General features: G+C 45.6%; 13 protein-coding genes. 10 read left to right on the top strand and 3 right to left on the bottom strand.

Annotated features, from left to right (window positions below; genetic code table 11):
* Positions 1-5 precede the first annotated feature (5 nt).
* Positions 6-3,473 carry a chromosome segregation protein SMC gene (gene smc, locus LJ740_RS18225; RefSeq protein ID WP_229530569.1) on the bottom strand — a complete coding sequence of 1,156 codons (3,468 nt, stop codon included), beginning with the start codon at positions 3,471-3,473 and terminating at the stop codon, positions 6-8.
* Between the two features lie 179 nt (positions 3,474-3,652).
* On the opposite strand from smc, the gene cysZ reads away from it, so the two are divergent.
* The gene (cysZ, locus tag LJ740_RS18220) at positions 3,653-4,396 is read left to right on the top strand and encodes a sulfate transporter CysZ (protein ID WP_229530568.1); all 744 of its coding nucleotides are present in this window, start codon (positions 3,653-3,655) and stop codon (positions 4,394-4,396) included.
* Between the two features lie 17 nt (positions 4,397-4,413).
* Here cysZ and LJ740_RS18215 read toward each other — a convergent pair whose 3' ends face one another.
* Entirely contained in the window at positions 4,414-5,352 is a 939-nt protein-coding gene (locus LJ740_RS18215) for a GGDEF domain-containing protein (RefSeq protein ID WP_229530567.1), read from the bottom strand.
* A 440-nt stretch (positions 5,353-5,792) separates the two neighbouring features.
* On the opposite strand from LJ740_RS18215, the gene LJ740_RS18210 reads away from it, so the two are divergent.
* The 3 genes from LJ740_RS18210 to LJ740_RS18200 all read left to right on the top strand — a co-directional run bounded on the left by LJ740_RS18210 (position 5,793) and on the right by LJ740_RS18200 (position 9,312).
* On the top strand, positions 5,793-6,077 hold the full coding sequence (locus LJ740_RS18210; protein WP_229530566.1) for an RNA recognition motif domain-containing protein: 285 nt from the start codon (positions 5,793-5,795) through the stop codon (positions 6,075-6,077).
* Positions 6,078-6,333: 256 nt separating this feature from the next.
* Complete coding sequence (locus tag LJ740_RS18205; RefSeq protein WP_229530565.1) at positions 6,334-8,688, top strand: carbohydrate binding family 9 domain-containing protein; 2,355 nt, start codon at positions 6,334-6,336, stop codon at positions 8,686-8,688.
* Positions 8,689-8,997: 309 nt separating this feature from the next.
* Positions 8,998-9,312: an isoamylase early set domain-containing protein gene (locus tag LJ740_RS18200; RefSeq protein ID WP_229530564.1), complete on the top strand. Its 315-nt coding sequence runs from the start codon at positions 8,998-9,000 to the stop codon at positions 9,310-9,312.
* A 52-nt stretch (positions 9,313-9,364) separates the two neighbouring features.
* Here LJ740_RS18200 and LJ740_RS18195 read toward each other — a convergent pair whose 3' ends face one another.
* Positions 9,365-10,609 (bottom strand): cystathionine gamma-synthase family protein, encoded by a 1,245-nt coding sequence (locus tag LJ740_RS18195; protein ID WP_229530563.1) that lies wholly within the window; start codon positions 10,607-10,609, stop codon positions 9,365-9,367.
* Positions 10,610-10,935: 326 nt separating this feature from the next.
* Between LJ740_RS18195 and LJ740_RS18190 the strand changes: the two genes are divergently transcribed.
* The 6 genes from LJ740_RS18190 (at position 10,936) to asnS (ending at position 16,776) form a co-directional block, all read left to right on the top strand.
* Positions 10,936-11,709: an NRDE family protein gene (locus LJ740_RS18190; RefSeq protein WP_229530562.1), complete on the top strand. Its 774-nt coding sequence runs from the start codon at positions 10,936-10,938 to the stop codon at positions 11,707-11,709.
* Between the two features lie 120 nt (positions 11,710-11,829).
* Complete coding sequence (locus LJ740_RS18185; protein WP_229530561.1) at positions 11,830-13,020, top strand: amino acid aminotransferase; 1,191 nt, start codon at positions 11,830-11,832, stop codon at positions 13,018-13,020.
* A 54-nt stretch (positions 13,021-13,074) separates the two neighbouring features.
* Positions 13,075-13,866, top strand: coding sequence for an FRG domain-containing protein (locus tag LJ740_RS18180; RefSeq protein WP_229530560.1), 792 nt, complete (start codon positions 13,075-13,077; stop codon positions 13,864-13,866).
* Between the two features lie 47 nt (positions 13,867-13,913).
* Positions 13,914-14,189, top strand: a complete 276-nt coding sequence (locus LJ740_RS18175; protein ID WP_229530559.1) for an eCIS core domain-containing protein — start codon at positions 13,914-13,916, stop codon at positions 14,187-14,189.
* Positions 14,190-14,435: 246 nt separating this feature from the next.
* The gene (locus LJ740_RS18170) at positions 14,436-15,200 is read left to right on the top strand and encodes a substrate-binding periplasmic protein (protein WP_229530558.1); all 765 of its coding nucleotides are present in this window, start codon (positions 14,436-14,438) and stop codon (positions 15,198-15,200) included.
* A 178-nt stretch (positions 15,201-15,378) separates the two neighbouring features.
* Positions 15,379-16,776, top strand: a complete 1,398-nt coding sequence (gene asnS / locus LJ740_RS18165; protein ID WP_229530557.1) for an asparagine--tRNA ligase — start codon at positions 15,379-15,381, stop codon at positions 16,774-16,776.
* Positions 16,777-17,488 lie beyond the last annotated feature (712 nt).

The following is a 17,488-nucleotide window of genomic DNA, read 5'->3' as shown; positions in this document are numbered from 1 at the left end:
CAAAATTATGCGTTTGCAATAGCAACAGCTTCTTCCACATCCACAGCAACGATACGGGACACGCCCGGCTCCGCCATGGTCACTCCGGTTAAGTGGTAAGCCATTTCCATCGCAATCTTATTATGGGTTATAAAAATAAACTGTACGGTTTTCGACATTTCGGAAACCAGTTTACAAAATCGGCCTACATTCGCATCATCTAATGGTGCGTCTACTTCATCAAGCAAACAAAATGGTGCCGGATTTAGCCTGAATATTGCAAAAACCAATGATAAAGCGGTCAGGGCTTTTTCTCCACCAGAAAGCAGGTGAATTGTACTGTTTTTCTTTCCGGGTGGTCTGGCCATGATTGTAACGCCCGTTTCCAGCAAATCTTCGCCGGTGAGTTCCAGCCAGGCGGCTCCACCACCAAACACCTTCGGGAACAGCATTTTAACGTCTTCATTGACTTTTTCGAAAGTTTCCTTGAAGCGTGTGCGGGTCTCTTTGTCTATTTTTCTGATGGCATTTTCTAATGTTTCCAGCGCCGCTTCCAGATCATCATTTTGTGTATCTAAATGTTGCTTTCGCTCTGACTGCACCTGGTATTCATCCACAGCGGCCAGGTTTACCGCGCCAAGTTTTTGCAGCGCCGACGTGGTTTTTTCCAGTTCCACACGCCACACTTCTTCGTCACAATCATCGGGCAGATGCTCCAATATCTGTTTCAGCGACTGTTGCATCTCTTGCAGCTGTTCTACAAAGGTATTGGCGCGGGTGCGATTTCGCTCAATTTCAAGCTGCAGTGACTGGGCTTCAGCGCGCATTTTTTCCACTTGTTGTTGCACACCTACCTGCCCTTTTTCCGCGTCTGCCAGTTGTTCTTCCAGGGTTTGTAACTGTTGGTTGAATTGCAGTTGTGCATCAGCTAAAGCCTGCTTTTGTGCCAGCAGTTCATCCAGTTTTCCTTGCTGACCTTCGCCCGGTTCAAGCAGTTCATTTAGCTCTTGTTTAAGACGGCTTAACTTTTCCTGGTTGCGCTGAGCCTCCACATTGCCAGTGTGCAATTTATTGTTATTGGCATCAGCCTGAAAACGCACATCCTGAAGCTTTAACGCCACACTGTGTTGCTGAGTTCGGGTGTTTTCCACTGCCATTCTGGCGTTTGCCAGTTTATCTTCGTACTGGTTGCGCTGCTGTTCTATATCGCCGTGCCCTTCTTCCAACTCAGCAATCTGCATTTCCAGCTCTTCTACTTCCATAGCCAGCTCTTCCAGTTGCATTTTTTCTTCTTCTAACTGTGCTTGCTGCTGGGCTAATTCTTCTTTGATTCTCCCTTGTTTATGAAGGTGTTGTTGTTGCTGGTTTTCCAGTAACCGGATTTGCTGCGTCAGGTGTTGCCTTTCTAATTTAGTTGACTGCAAAACAAGTTCCGCGTCTTTCAGCGCAATACTGATAGACTCCAATGCCGCTTCCTGCTCACTGAAGCTGCCGTCTGACTGCTGCGTTAAGTCCAGTTGTTGTAGCAATTGGGTGTCTAGCAAATCGATTTTTGACTTTTGCTGCAACGGGCTCTCATGACGATTATCTAAACCGGAAATGCGCCAGTCACTGCCAAACCATTCTCCCGCCTGAGTGATCACACTGTAACCGGGTTCCAGGGTTTCTCTGATTTGTATGGCCTGTTCGGAGTCATCCACCACAAAAATGTTATTCAGCCAGTGTGGCACGACCTTGTTAAGACACTTTTCAGCCAAACTTGCAGGCCTTTTTTCGGCACTCATGCGGTCAGAAAAAAACAGTGGCAACCCCTTTGGCAATGCGTTATCCGCTTCCTGGCTTAGCAGCCAGGCGGTGCGCCACTGTTGCCCTGCGGTTTCAACAGCATATTGCCAGCCATCTTCTACCTGTAATGTTTGCCACAGAGGCCGGGCATCTGGCTGCGCTTCGAGCCAGCGCTGCTCTTCACCGGCAGTTTCAAATTGCCGTTGATACTGTATGCGGGCGCTTTCCAGTTGACTTTCCAGACGACTGAGTTGTTTGTGCTGCGCTTCTCGTTCTGTGCGCAGGGTTTGCAGCTGCGCCTGGCTTTGTGCCTTGCGTGTCACCAGTGAATCACAAGATTGCTGCGCCAGGTGTTCGGTTTCGTCGAGTTGCTCGCTACGCAACAGCGCTTCTTCCAATTCAGACACCAACTGAGGGTCCAAATCCTGGTTCAATTCTGAGTGCAGTTCTTTTATGCGCTGCTCGGTACGCAACTGAACCTGTAACAAGCCCTGAATGCGGCTGTGCCGATTTTGCGCCTGTTGTTTTAAGTGTGTAAATTGTTGATCTGCGCTACGCCAGTTTTTTTGTTTTTCCAGCCATTCATCCTGCAGTCTTGCCAGTTGCTCTTCAGCATCCATCAGCGCTTCGTTGAGAATTTCCGCTTCCGGCTCTAAAGCATCTAGTTGCTCGGCCAGAATTAAAGATTTTTCCTGTGCCTGTTCCAGTCCCATTGACAGTTCTTCGGCCAATGATTCCGCCGTATTAATTTCTTCGTTGAGTTGGCTCTCACGCTGCAAACGAAAAATTTTGTTTTGTTCCAGACGTGTTATTTCGTTCCCCACCAGATAAAACTGATGTTGAATATCGGCGATTTGCTGTTTGACTTCCTGCTGTTGCTCTCGCAGTTCAGTGATTTCTTTTTCATCGCCACGCTGTTTGGCAATGTAAGCTTCGATGTTTGCTTCCTGTTGCTGCACCTGTTGCTCTAGATCGGCGATTTTTCCGCTGTGTTTTAACCACCGAATTGCGGCCAACTGACCTTTGTAGGCTCGTTCTTTGGCTTTGAGCTCAGTATAGCGTTTGGCAGCGGCGGCCTGCCTTTGCAGTTTGTCCAGTTGCTGTCCTAACTCGGTCCGCACATCGCCCAGGCGGTCCAGGTTGTCCCGGGTATGACGAATGCGGTTTTCGGTTTCGCGTCGTCTCTCTTTGTATTTGGATACACCGGCAGCCTCCTCAATGAACACCCGCAATTCCTGAGGTTTAGATTCAATCAGACGGGAAATCATTCCCTGCTCGATAATGGCGTAACTGCGGGGGCCTAATCCTGTTCCTAAAAACAAATCAGTGACATCCCGGCGACGACACCGGGCACCGTTGAGGTAATAGTTGGACTGCGCGTCCCGGGTCACCACCCGTTTAACGGAAATCTCATCGAACGCCGCATATTCACCCTGAATACGCTGACTGCTGTTGTCGAATACCAGCTCGACGCTGCATTGAGATACGGGTTTACGTGATGAGGAACCATTAAAGATAACGTCTGTCATGGCATCGCCACGCAGGTTTTTTGCAGAGCTTTCACCCAGCACCCAACGCACGGCGTCAATTACATTGGATTTACCGCAACCATTGGGTCCCACAATAGCGGTCATATCATCCGGAAATGGGATGTTTGTCGGGTCCACAAAGGACTTGAATCCAGCCAGGCGAATCTTATTGAGACGCATTTTATGATTGGCCTGTTTGAAGTAAAAGGAGTAGCACGCTAAATTGTTTTTGTTTTTCCGGGCTCAGTTTCAGTAATCTACCACTTCTCAATATCTGTAACAATTCCCTATAACGAACCGGTTTAATCCCATTCCGGCTTTCGTTATTATGGCGGCGATAGCATACACACAGGGAAACTATGAATAATAAATCCGGATTAGACTACTTCTTTCAAGGCTTTGACCTGATTTCCAGACCGGGCGTGCGCCTGTTTGTCATCGTACCTTTGGTGGTAAACGTGCTACTTTTTAGTGTGGCATTCTATTATTTATTCGGACAAATAAACCCACTGGTGGAAGAAGTCACCGCCTGGATACCCGACTGGCTGGATTGGCTGAAAGACAGCCTGGCCTATATTATCTGGCCTCTGGCCGTGTTGATTATATTGCTCTTTTCAGCATTTATTTTTGGCACTCTGGCAAACTGGATTGCCGCACCATTTAACGGATTATTAGCAGAGCGTATAGAACTCATTCTCACCGGGCAACCTGTCGCCGGTGGTGGATTTACTGATCTGTTAAAAGACATTCCCAGAACCCTGGGGCGGGAGGTGGTGAAACTGCTTTACTATATTCCACCGGCGGTAGGGTTTTTAATTCTGTTTTTCATTTTGCCGGTATTTGGTCAGGTTATCTGGTTTTTGTTCACCGCATGGATGATGGCCATTCAATACTGCGACTACCCATTTGACAACCATAAAGTGGCTTTTAAAAAAATGCGCGCCGAACTGGCTGCCAATAAAAAAGACGCCTTTTTGTTTGGTATTACAGTCACCTTTTTCTCAATGATCCCCATCGTTAACTTTATTGTGATGCCGGTCGCCATTTGTGGGGCAACAGCCATGTGGGTAGACAAGTATCGCGCCAGTTATGGCGTGAACTAAAACCATGCAGGTATAAATCAGGCGAAACTGTTTTGGGTGCCTGAAACCACACAGTTTCGGCCCCGATTTTTTGCCTGATACAGCGCTTTGTCGGCGATATCTAAAGCGGCTTCAAACGAGGAGTTTTGCGGGATCTCGTACAAACCAATACTCACCGTTTTGTGCAATGTGCCATCTGCCACATCAAACTCAGCTTCCTGAAACTGTGCCCTGATCCGCTCTGCAACTTTATGGGCCACCTCGTGATGACAGTTCAAAACCACCAAAAACTCCTCACCGCCATAGCGAAACGCATAATCCTGCTGACGAATTTCCCTTTTAATGACATTGGCAATCAACACAATCAACTTATCCCCCGTGCCGTGCCCATAGTTGTCATTAACGGATTTAAATCGGTCCAAATCCAGTAACAACAGGGTTCGCGGGTTTTGTGCCTGCGACCCCAGCATGTTCTGAATAAATTCGTTGTTCAGGAATCTGCGATTATATAGCTTGGTTAAGGGATCGGTGTTGCTGGCATCTATGAGGATCTCTTTTTGCCTGTTTAGCAATTGCAGTTGTTCTTTGTATCGGCCTGACCAATGAAAGATAGCCACGGCCACAAGCACGATACCAACATTGGTTGCCACATTTTCTAACAGCAGCGCTATCCAGTCGGGCCGAATATTCACAAATTCATCCATCAGATCGTGGGCGTCTCCTACCAACATGAAACAAAATCCGACGAACAACATCTTAGATTCACGGGTTTCTGACTCAAGACGCAAATTCACTCCCAACAGCAGTAGTACAAACGAAATTGAGAATATTTCGCTCACGACATCGTAATAATTGATTACCAAAATGGGCGAATCGGCGTTGAAGTGAAACAGCAGCATCAGCCAGACACAAAGGGATACAACCAATGTAACCAAAGAGGATAAGCGTATGGTCTCTGGCAATTTGATAGGGGTCATTGAAACAGTTTTAAGTCAAAAATTAAGGGATTAAATTCCTTTAAAAAAATAAGAGAATAAAATGACGATAATGTGTCATTTGTGCTGCTGTTTGATGAATTTCGCCCACACGATTAAAATTGGCACATTTTTTGAGCAACCCTGTGTTAATTCGTTTTCTCCAACAGGTTTTTTAATTTACCCATCCCGATTACAAATTTTCACACAAAAGTTTGGTGAACTCACATCAGCGAAAAATACTATGAGCCAGAGCGTACAAGGGATAGGTGTCATTTTGCATTAATAATTATTTAACAAAAATTGTGTTGCATTTTACCCTTAGCTGCATCAGACTGCGAGACGGGATTGGGTGAAGCATTGAGGCGGCACTCGCGGCATTAGGTGACTTTGATTGTTGGAGCCTTGTGGCGTATTACTACAACAGTCAAAGAGAAGAGATCATGAAATTATACGTTGGTAACTTGTCCTACCGGTTGACTGATGCCGAGTTGGAAGAAGCGTTTGCTCCTTTCGGTAATGTTTTATCTGCCAAGATCATTATGGAAAGAGAAACCAATCGCTCAAAGGGATTTGGATTTGTAGAGTTTGAATCTAAAGCAGATGGCGAAAGCGCAATTGAAGGCCTGAATGGCAAAGAAGTTGGCGGTCGAGCTGTTGTCGTGAATGAAGCTCGTCCACCGAAGCCACGCACTAACAATGGTGGTGGTCAGAGAAAACGTTACTAAACGTTTTTTTCCGGTTTAAGAAGAAACGCTCCTCCTGGAGCGTTTTTAGTATCTGCTGCTCTGCGTAGCAACTTCCTCCATAATGTCATAAGTTTAGATGGTTATGCGGTTTGCTGTCCTGAAATATGCCGCTTTGCATTTACAACTTCAAATATACGATTAAGCTTTTGCTTTTCCATTGCAGCGAAATCAAAGTTGCTGCTTATAAAAGAAATAACCTACGCTATAAAGCGACTAAGAACTGTTAAGGAAATCAATGCGACATTTTGTGGGGCTGTTGTGCCTGATATTTTCTGTTGGTGCCAGTGCTAACCCACCTAAAGTGCCTAAGGTTATAGATACGATTAAAATAGATGGCGTTTTGGAAGATTCGGCCTGGCAACATGCCGCAAAAATAAACTTAAACAACATCACCTGGCCACAGGAAAACACCCCGCCGTTAGTACAAACTGAGGTAAGTTATTTTGAAAATGGCGATACCCTGTTTGTGGCTTTTCAGGCTTATGATCCCAATCCCGAGGCGATCAGGGCCTTTTATAATGACCGCGACAAAGTCTGGCGCGACGACCTGGTTGGCATAAAGCTCGATCCCTATAATGATCATCGCCTGGTTTTCCAGTTTTTCGTTAATCCCCTGGGTGTCCAGTTAGACAGTATAGAAAACGTGATCAGAAATAGTGAAAGTGACGCCTGGGACGGTCTCTGGGATTCTGAAGGCAGAATACACGAAGAGGGCTTTACAGTTGAGATGGCCATTCCGCTTCGAAACTTTAACTTTAATCCAGGTCAGGGAGAACAAACCTGGGCCGTAGAATTTTTGCGTTTTTACCCCAGAAGTGAACGACAGCGAATTTCCAGCATGAAAATCGATCGAAACAACGATTGCTGGGCCTGTCAAATGGAAGAAATTCAGGGCTTTGAAGGGATGCAACAAGGAAACTCGTTGGCGATAGTGCCGACTTTGGCGCTGGGTTACCGGCAAACCCGGGAGCTGCAAGATAGCGAAGAGGCGCCCGGAAGTTATCAGTTCACCGACTGGCAGAGCAAGACGAATATAGAGCCGGGACTGGATATAAAATGGAGTATCAGTTCAGACATTTTTTTAAACGCCACCATCAATCCCGATCTTTCGCAGGTAGAGGCCGACTCTGCACAATTGGGGCTGAATAACAACTTCACGTTGTTTTTTCCCGAAAAGCGACCTTTTTTCCTGGAAAATCAGGATATGTTCAATAGCCAGTTTGACATGGTATATACCCGCAATATTGGCGCACCGGATGTCGGTGCCAAATTAACCGGTAAATCGGGTAAGCACACCTTTGGTCTGTTCGCGGCAGACGATAGCAATACCAGGTTTCTGGTGCCCGGTAATCTGCGCTCAGACATAGCCGAACTCAATCAGGACAGTAACAACGCTGCGGTCCGGTATCGCTATGATGCCAATGCCGATCTTTCTGTTGGTTTGCTGGGCACCTTCCGGAGTTCGGATGATTACCACAACTACACGGGCTCTGTAGATGTAACCTATAAGATAACCGCCCAGGATATTATCAAAGCGCAATTCGTTGTCAGTGATACTGAGTATCCCGAATGGCTTAGCAACGAATTTTGTGAACAGGAAGATTGTCGCCAGGCAAACATTGAATGCAGTTTTTCCAACTGTATTACCAATGAACAGGTGTTGCGAACCCAAAATTATACCGGGCTGAAAGATAACGCGTGGTATTTAGCCTACGACCATGAAGAAAGAGATTGGTTTATGTATGCGGATTTTCGCAGTATTGGCAGCGATCACAGAGCCGATTTAGGTTTTGAAAGCCGGACGGATTACAACAAAGCACTGTTGGGCGGAGGTTTGATCTGGTATGGCGAAGAGAGTGACTGGTGGACGCGCTCTGAATTAAGGTCCGACTGGGACATTACTCACAATGAAGCCGGTGATGTAATTGAACGAGAAGTGGAAGTCATTTTTAATTTTGATGGGCCTATGCAGTCTTTTGGTGAAATAGGTTGTATCGCAAATGAACACGTGGGAAAACGTCAGGATGCATCAAGCCTGGCCATCGCGGGAAATACCACACTGTTTAATCGCAACTTTTGTTTTGTATACGGCAATTTTCAGCCTGCTGCCGGTTTGTTTTTGGAAAATGAATTTGTATTTGGCAAGCAAATTGACTTTGCAAACAACCGTCTGGCAGACCGTTTTACCTGGCGTCCGGCATTTGAATACAGCATCAATGCGCACCTGAGAGCAGAAGTACGTTATTTGTATGAACAGCTGGACGCTGATGAAGCAGAAGTATTTACCGCGCATCAGGCAGATGTGCGGTTAAAGTATAATGTTGATGTCAGAAACTCCATCAAACTCAACCTGATCTATACACGTATTACTCACAATCTCGCCAACCAACCGGGTCGGGCTGCCGACGACTTGCCGGACGAATCCTATGCGGATATCGCAACGCAACTGATTTACAGTTACAAAATAAACCCTCAGACGGTATTTTTTGCCGGTTACGCAGACTACGCCTATGAGGATGACAGGTTAACGGATTTAGAAAAAGATGACCGCAGCCTGTTCGTTAAATTTAGCTACGCCTGGTTAATGTAAAGTCTGTTGATATTTGCAGTACACATTGTGTTCTAACCAGGCGCGATTTCTTCGTGAAACAGACCCTGATACCAGCTCCATTAACTATGGCCCGGGATCAGGAAAATAGCTGAATACTGGTCCGACCCCAGGTAAATAGTCATGCAGAGTCCAAAGCTGGCAACACAATTGCAAAATTCACACAGTAAACTGTTGCTTTCGCACCTTTTTAGTACTTTTATTACACAGTAACAGTGATAATATTAGTTTTGTGCGGTATAAATAAGCACTATATGTAATTTTATTACAATTTAACTTAGGATACACAGCATGGCACTCACTAAAAAATATTTAAAATCAAAACCCGTTTGCAAAGTTACATTCAAATTGACCCAGGAAGAGGCACAAAGCGCCGATTCGGTGCAACTGGTGGGAGAATTTAATGACTGGGACAGTCAGGCAGCCCCAATGAAGAAATTAAAAAATGGCGGCTTTACCCAAACGCTGGATCTGGAAGCAGGAAAAGAATTCCGATTCCGATACCTTCTGGACGGCGAAAGCTGGGAGAATGATTGGGCGGCCGACAAATATATTCCGTCACAATCGTCTTATGACGATGATTCTGTGGTGTCAACGCTGGGCTAACATAGCCGTGTTTGGGGAGGATTCCCCTCCCCTACATCATTGGCGTATTGTTTTATGCCAGGGCTTGTTCAAAGTCTGCAATAAGATCAGCGATATCTTCAATGCCAATGGAAAGACGGATCATATTGTCACTGATCCCCATTTCCGCTCTGACTTTCTCTCCCATTTCAAAATAAATGGTGTGCGCTACCGGAATGGCCAGCGTTCTGGTGTCTCCCAAATGCGTCGCGTTTAGCACCAGTTGCAGTTTATTCATAAAGGCAAAACAATCTACTGAATCAACCAGATCAAAACTGAGTATTCCACCAAATTGCGCAAAATATTGTGCCGCTTTGGCATGTTGTGGGTGCTCTTCCAGGCCCGGGTAATACACATTGGCAACCTTAGGGTGACTTTGCAGGTATTTTGCAAGTTGCATCGCATTGTCACAGGTTTTATCCATGCGTAATGCCAGGGTTTCCATACCGATCGAAATAGCATGTGCAGATTCAGAGGTTAAACATCCCCCCATATCCCGCAAGCCTTTCTTCTTAATTTGCATCAACCCCTGCATGGCGACTGGCAGTGATCTGAAACTGTCCTGGATTCCGGCATATTGTGCCCAGTCAAACAAGCCGGTGTCGACGACAACACCGCCGAGAACCTGGCCATGGCCAGCGTAATATTTGGTCAGTGAACCCATTAGTAAAGATGCTTTCACTGACTTCGCATCAAAGATGTACGCCGGCGTCATGGTATTGTCTACCATGTATAACAGCCCGTGCTGCTCACACAACTCGCCAATGGGTAATAAATCCGCAACCTGGGTGACCGGATTGGCTATGGTTTCTACGTAAACAGCGCGAGTGTTGGGACGTATTGCCTGTGCAACTTCGTTAACATCAGTCACATCCACCACGCTAATCTCAATGCCATAGCGTCGCATTGTGCCAATGAAGCTGCTGGTATTGCCAAATACGAACTGGCTCATAATTAAATGATCACCTTGTTGTAACAAGGCTAAAAACGCCGTGGTAATTGCCGCCATTCCGGAAGCAAAAGTCAGCGAGCCAACGCCGCCTTCCAGTTGCGAGATCATGTTCTGTAGCGCATCAATGGATGCGGAGGACTGTCTTGAATAGGCATGGCCGGCCACCTTACCTTGAAAAATATCCACCAGATCCTGAATATCGGGGTAATTAAATAATACTGAATTATTGGTTGCCTGGTGCACAGCACCATCCTGAGGGTCGTTCAGTAATCTGTCGGCGTGCACTAAGCGGGTGTTAAACCCTTTTTGTTTAAGAATATCGGACATGGTAACGTCAAAAAGTTGAATAAATACTGAGCTTTGTGGCTCTGATAATGAGAATCATCAGAAGCTACCATAAAAACGTTTAAAATACTGTTAAGAGTTGCTATTACATATACTCAAAGCACCTCAGACTCTCTGATATTGGCCAGGTAAAATAAAGGTGCTGACAGAGTGCCATAAACCGGTAAATCCAAAACGTACAATACGCCCTAATAGCATAAATGACAATTTGTAAACTGAACCGGGCTCAATACAATAGGTGAAATGCTTGTGATTTTTACCCTGTCTATCAGGACATTGTCGACGTTTGTTTAGGTTATCCACCACTTATGTGTATTTTATTCATTGCAGTTAAACAGCACCCTAACTATCCACTGATCATCGCGGCAAACCGCGATGAGTTTTATCAACGTCCAACCAGTGAAAGTCACTTTTGGGAAAAGTGTCCGGATTTACTGGCCGGTCAGGATTTAGAAGCGGGCGGTACCTGGATGGGCGTTACCAAAGGTGGTTTTATCAGCGCGCTGACCAACATTCGGGCTCCTCACTTAAACCGGGACGATGCCGATAGCCGGGGGCGATTGGTACTGGATTATCTGAGTCAACCTCAGCTCAGACCCGACTATGTGCAACGCCTGCATCAGCAGCGCCATCATTACAACGGCTACAACCTGCTGTTTGGACGTTGGAATGATCTGGCGGTGTATAATAACCATGAAGATTCGCTACAGTTTTTAAGTCCGGGGTTTTACGGCTTATCCAATGCCAATCTCAACAGCCCATGGCCCAAAATTAACAAAGGTGTACAGGCATTGAAAACCTATTGTCAGCAACAACAGTACGTCGATTCGGAAAGTTTACTGGCATTGCTGCGCAACGAAGAAAAAGCCGCAGACCACCTGCTCCCCCAAACGGGAATTCCGGAGCAGTGGGAAAAACAATTGTCGTCGATCTTCATTCAATCTGAGGGCTACGGCACCCGAACATCAACGCTTTTTTGGGTCGATACACAGGGTGACGCCATGTGGCACGAACGCACATTCAACCCACAGGGACAAATAACTGGCAACAAAACAGAACACTTATTACAGTTTGTTCAATGATAGTCTTATTTTTACAGTCTGATCAGCGCAACAGTACTCGTAAATAAATAACAAAGTGTCATAATATCGCCCTTATTCATGCTTTCATTGGTCCGGTACCGAAATTCACAGAGGAATATTATGTTCGAAGTATTACCGCCCTTGCCTGCGGACCCAATTTTGGGACTATCAGCTGCTTACAAAGAAGACCAAAACCCGAAGAAAATTGATTTGGGTGTTGGTGTCTATAAAGATGAACAGGGCAACACGCCCATTCTAAAATCCGTCGCTAAAGCGCAACAAATACTTCTGGACACAGAAACCACTAAAACCTATATCGCTCCTCAGGGCGTTTCAGGTTTTCTTTCCGGCATGAAAGAATTGCTTTTTGGTGCAAACCACCCAGCTATTTTAGAAGACAGAATTACCGCGGTGCAGTCACCCGGTGGAACCGGCGCGTTGCGCCTGTTGGCAGAGTTAATCGCCAGAGGTAATCCCGAGGCGACTGTTTGGGTGAGCGATCCTACCTGGGCAAACCACATCCCTATTTTTGAAACTGCCGGATTGAAAATCGAAAAATACCCTTACTTTGACAAAGAAAGTCGCGGTATTCGCTTTGATGCCATGATGGAAACCCTGTTAAAAGTCAATAAAGGCGACATCGTGTTGCTACATGGCTGCTGCCACAATCCTACCGGTCAGGACTTAAATCAAGCTCAGTGGCAGGCTGTGTTAGAAGCGGCTCAAAAGACCGGGTTTGTGCCCTTTATTGACGTGGCGTATCAGGGGTTTGGCGACGGCCTGGACGAAGATGCTTACGGCATACGTTTGTTATCTGAAAACCTGCCGGAAATGATCTTGTCAGCGTCTTGTTCAAAGAATTTTGGCTTATATCGTGAACGCACGGGTATGGCGTGTGTGGTTACTGCCTCAAATGAAATTCGTCGCAACCTGCAAACACAAATTCAGTCAGTGGCCCGTGCCAACTATTCTATGCCACCGTCCTGGGGTGCTGCCCTGGTTGATATTATTTTGAATGACCCAGAGTTAAAAGCGCTGTGGCAATCCGAAGTATCTGAAATGCGTAACCGCATGCAGGATCTGCGCGCTTTGTTAGTGAAAAAACTCCAGGAAAAAGGCGCAGCAATGGATTTTGGCTTTGTCACACAACAAAAAGGCATGTTTTCCTTCCTGTGTATTTCACCGGAACAGGTACAGCAAATGCGTGCAGAAAGTGCCGTTTACTTTGTCGACTCCAGCCGGGTCAACATTGCCGGTATTTCACTGAGCAATGTGGACGATTTGGCAGAAGCCCTGGTGAAAGTCCTTTAAACGCAACGAAAGCCCGGATTTATCCGGGCTTTTTACATTAGGTAGCCGGTAATCATGAACACCATAATTGCAGAGTCATGGGCACACTTACATGAATTACTGTTCGCGGGTTCATGGAATGATGAAATAGCCAGATACCGCTCTCCTTTTGCGTTCAGAGGGCAACCTTCGGAAAAGTTTGATTTAAAAACTTCTCTGATGCGCCTGGGCGGCCAATATCAAACTCTGGAGAAACACCTGCTTCGCAATTTTCGCAAGTATGGACACGACAGTTTCGATACCACAGATGCTATCTGGCACTGGTTGACTATTGCTCAGCATCACGGTTTGCCCACCCGGATGTTGGACTGGACGTATTCACCGCTTGTTGCCCTGCACTTTGCCACTGCCGATATTGATTACGCCGAACAGGATGGCATTATCTGGAAGGTTAATTACCACGACTCCTACAAGCAATTCCCCAGGAAAATGCGTGACTGCCTGGACAATGAAGGCGGTAATGTATTCACTTTGGAAATGCTTGAAAGCCTGGTCAAAGACCTGGAAGAATTTGACTTGATGAGCAAAGAGGAGTTCTTCATATTTTACGAACCGCCTTCAACGGATGCCCGTATCGTTAATCAACATGCTTTGTTTTCGGTTGCTTCAGGTGCCCATTTACTACTGGATGATCTGCTGGAAAAACATCAAATCGACAACATGGCCATTGTTATCCCCAGAGAAATTAAATGGGAAGTCAGAGATAAATTAGATCAGTCAAATATCACTGAACGAGTATTATTTCCCGGTTTAGATGGATTGAGTGCCTGGTTAAAACGTCATTACAGTCCCAGAACGCCTGAATAGCATTGCTTACAACACAGTGCTATGATAACCCAAAGTTGGAGAGCAATATGGCAAATGGCAGAAACGGGTTACCAAACAACCTAAGAACAAGTATTGAACATTTAGCAGGTACTGATCTGTCAAATGTCAGAATACGAACACATTCTGCACAAGCTGCCAGTGTTCAGGCTCATGCTTATGCGCAAGGCAACGCAGTGCACACTGCGCGGGGCGGCGAACGGCATTTGCCCCATGAAACAGCGCATGTTACTCAGCAAAAGCAAGGACGTTTGCAACCTACGACCATGGTTAACCCTCCCATTCAAAACACTGGCAGAAAATAAGTCAGATCGCCATTACACTGTGCTGCAAAGGTCTCAATCCGTGCCTTTGGGTATTACAAATCCGGCCTTACCCAAACTGCAACCAGGTTTATTTATCAGACAAAAGTAGCATTGCTTTCAATGTCTCATCCTTCATAATTTCCCTTATGGTCTGACAAGTAGTCTGAATTAAACATTAATGCAATCGATTACAAAAAGATGAAGTTACTTCAATTTTCATCGCGTCAAATGCGGTGTATTTTCCTCTTGCTCCTTTGGCTCATTCCAGGCCAGGGTTATTCCCTGAGCTCATTTCCAGTAGTAAACAGCCCCACAGACGCCACTGCCCTGCGTTATGACATATCTGGTTCAAACGCCTGGTATCCTTATTTTATCCCGGATGCAAAACAGCCCGGTATCGTTGCAGAGCTAATTGACAAAATACTCAAACATGCAGACATCAAAGGTTTACCAGTGTCACTGCCCCCTAAAAGAACTCTGTTGGCATTATCCAACGGCGAGCTGGATTTTGATGTGGTTAGCCCGAGCTGGTTTCCAGGCCAGCAGGTTTCTCAGGAATTTGTGCTCAGTGATGGCTTGATTGTAATAAAGGAATACATTGTAACTTTGCCCGAAAACCAACACCGTTACCCGACGTTATCAGCCACCTTTGGCCAGAAGATAGGAACTATTCGCGGCTACCTGTACAACAATGATCATTTATTCGAACGGGTTGATTTTAATTCCGAAATTCAACTCATCCAGGCATTGCGCAAAGGCAGAATACAGGCAGCAATATTAGGCGACCTGCCGGCTGCCTATTGGGCGGAACAATCGCGAACCAAAATCGCTTTTGCCACCCTGCATTCCGCCGGAGATTTACACATCAGGCTGAGAAAAGAACATCGCTACCTCCTGAATCGAATTAACCGAGCCATCGCTACCTTAAAAGACACTGGTGAACTGACACAAATTGTGGCGCATTATATAGGCCGCTCTGAGCATACTCTTTTGCAAAAAACCTCCGATTAACGCAATTACCCAACAATTCCATAAAAAATGTCACTTTTTCCTATGATTGTGCTTGTTTAACAGGAAACAAAAAGTAACATACGGTATCCAGACGCATTACAGCCTAAAACTGTACTGCAGCATCATTAACCAATTAAGTCGCACTCGCGACCTACATGATTCATAAGTGGAGATTTGAATGGCACACGCCGCCGTCGCAGAGGTACTGTCAGGTAAGTACCAAGCAGGAGACAAAATCGTAGTAAAAGGCTGGGTTCGCACGCGTCGCGATTCCAAAGCAGGTTTATCCTTTGTTGCAGTGCATGATGGCAGCTGCTTTGACCCGGTACAGGTCATCGCCTTAAATAGTTTAAATAATTACGCTGATATTCAAAAACTAACCACAGGATGTTCAGTATCTGTATCAGGATTACTGAAAGAATCAGAAGGTGCAGGTCAGGCTCTGGAAATTGAAGCCGAACAGGTTGAAATTTTGGGCTGGGTAGAAAATCCGGATACCTACCCTATGGCGGCTAAACGCCACAGTATCGAATTTTTAAGAGAGCATGCTCACCTTCGCGCCAGAACCAATGTTATTGGTGCCGTCACCCGTATCAGAAACTGTCTTTCTCAGGCGATTCACCGCTTCTTTCACGAACGCGGCTATTATTGGATCAGCACGCCAATTATTACAGCAAGTGATACCGAAGGTGCTGGTGAGATGTTCAGAGTGTCTACGCTGGATGCACTAAATTTGCCTAAAAATGACAAGGGTGACGTGGATTACTCGAAAGATTTTTTTGGTAAAGAAGCGTTTTTAACCGTTTCAGGCCAACTTAACGTTGAAACCTACTGCTGTGCCTTGTCCAAAGTATATACATTCGGGCCAACATTCAGAGCGGAAAATTCCAATACCAGTCGCCACCTTGCAGAATTCTGGATGATCGAGCCTGAAGTCGCATTTGCTGATCTGGCTGATATCGCACAACTATCAGAAGATATGTTGAAATACGTGTTTAAAGCCGTGTTAGAAGAACGAGCTGACGACATGGCTTTCTTTGCGCAACGCATCAACAAAGAAGCGATATCACGTCTGGAAAAAGTCATCGGGCAAGACTTTGTTCGTATGGATTACACCGATGCCATCGACATCCTGCAAAAATCCGGAAAACAATTCGAATTCCCTGTGGAATGGGGCATTGACCTGGCATCGGAACACGAACGTTATCTTGCAGAAGAACATGTGGGTGCGCCTATTATCATGCAAAACTACCCCAAAGACATTAAAGCGTTTTATATGCGCATGAACCCGGATGGTAAAACGGTGGCCGCCATGGATGTTCTGGCTCCTGGAATTGGTGAAATTATTGGTGGTTCACAGCGTGAAGAGCGTCTGGATGTTCTGGATCAACGTATGGAAGAAATGGATCTGGACAAAGAAGATTACGGCTGGTACCGCGATTTAAGACGCTACGGTACTGTACCTCACGCAGGCTTTGGATTGGGTTTTGAACGACTGGTCGCCTACGTGACCGGAATGCAGAACGTGCGGGATGTGATCCCCTTCCCAAGAACACCAGGTACTGCTGAGTATTAATATCCGGCCATGTACAACTGAGGCACCGATTCCGGTGCCTTTTTTTCAGCCATTTAAGATAACAAGCACGCTGCGACTTTGCTAACCTGTTCCGGGTAAGTCTGCGATTCATACTAACGGCCGTAAAATCGATAATACGGCTCCAAAGCTCCCCAACCAAAACTTCTCAAGTAACCCTACCAATCGCACGCTATCGAGCACGCTTAATTGTCTGCTAAAAACCGGACAACTAACCGACCTGTTGGTGCATGACTTCCCCTCATTACTGCTACCCGAATATGTGGGACAAAAGCGCCGAAGTTTGTAAGACATAGCCGAATTATATTGTACTCAGTTAACCCGAACCATGGGATAAAATCCACTCAATGCAAATAATAAAAATTAATTAGAATTTCGTTAATATACATATAAAGTATAATTTACATTGGCTACTTTTTAATCTCCACCCAGGCGTAAAAGGTCAATTAATCTCACCAATGAAACGAATGAGAGAAATTATCATTCCTAACAACACGATATTCGGTTACAGGCACAGGGCTTCAGAGGCCAGTAAAAACCCTAACACTGAACTTTTTTTAAACTATTTTTCACTATATTTCAGTCACTTAACAATTTTACGCTGTTTTTTTTAGGCATGTTAATCTCGTCCCACAAAATATTTTTTACCATTACAGTGCTGAGAAGAAATAATCGGTAATTCAAATTACACTTT

This window comes from Planctobacterium marinum (assembly GCF_020687805.1).
Taxonomy (GTDB): Bacteria; Pseudomonadota; Gammaproteobacteria; order Enterobacterales; family Alteromonadaceae; genus Planctobacterium; species Planctobacterium marinum.
This window is presented reverse-complemented; position numbering and strand designations above follow the sequence as displayed.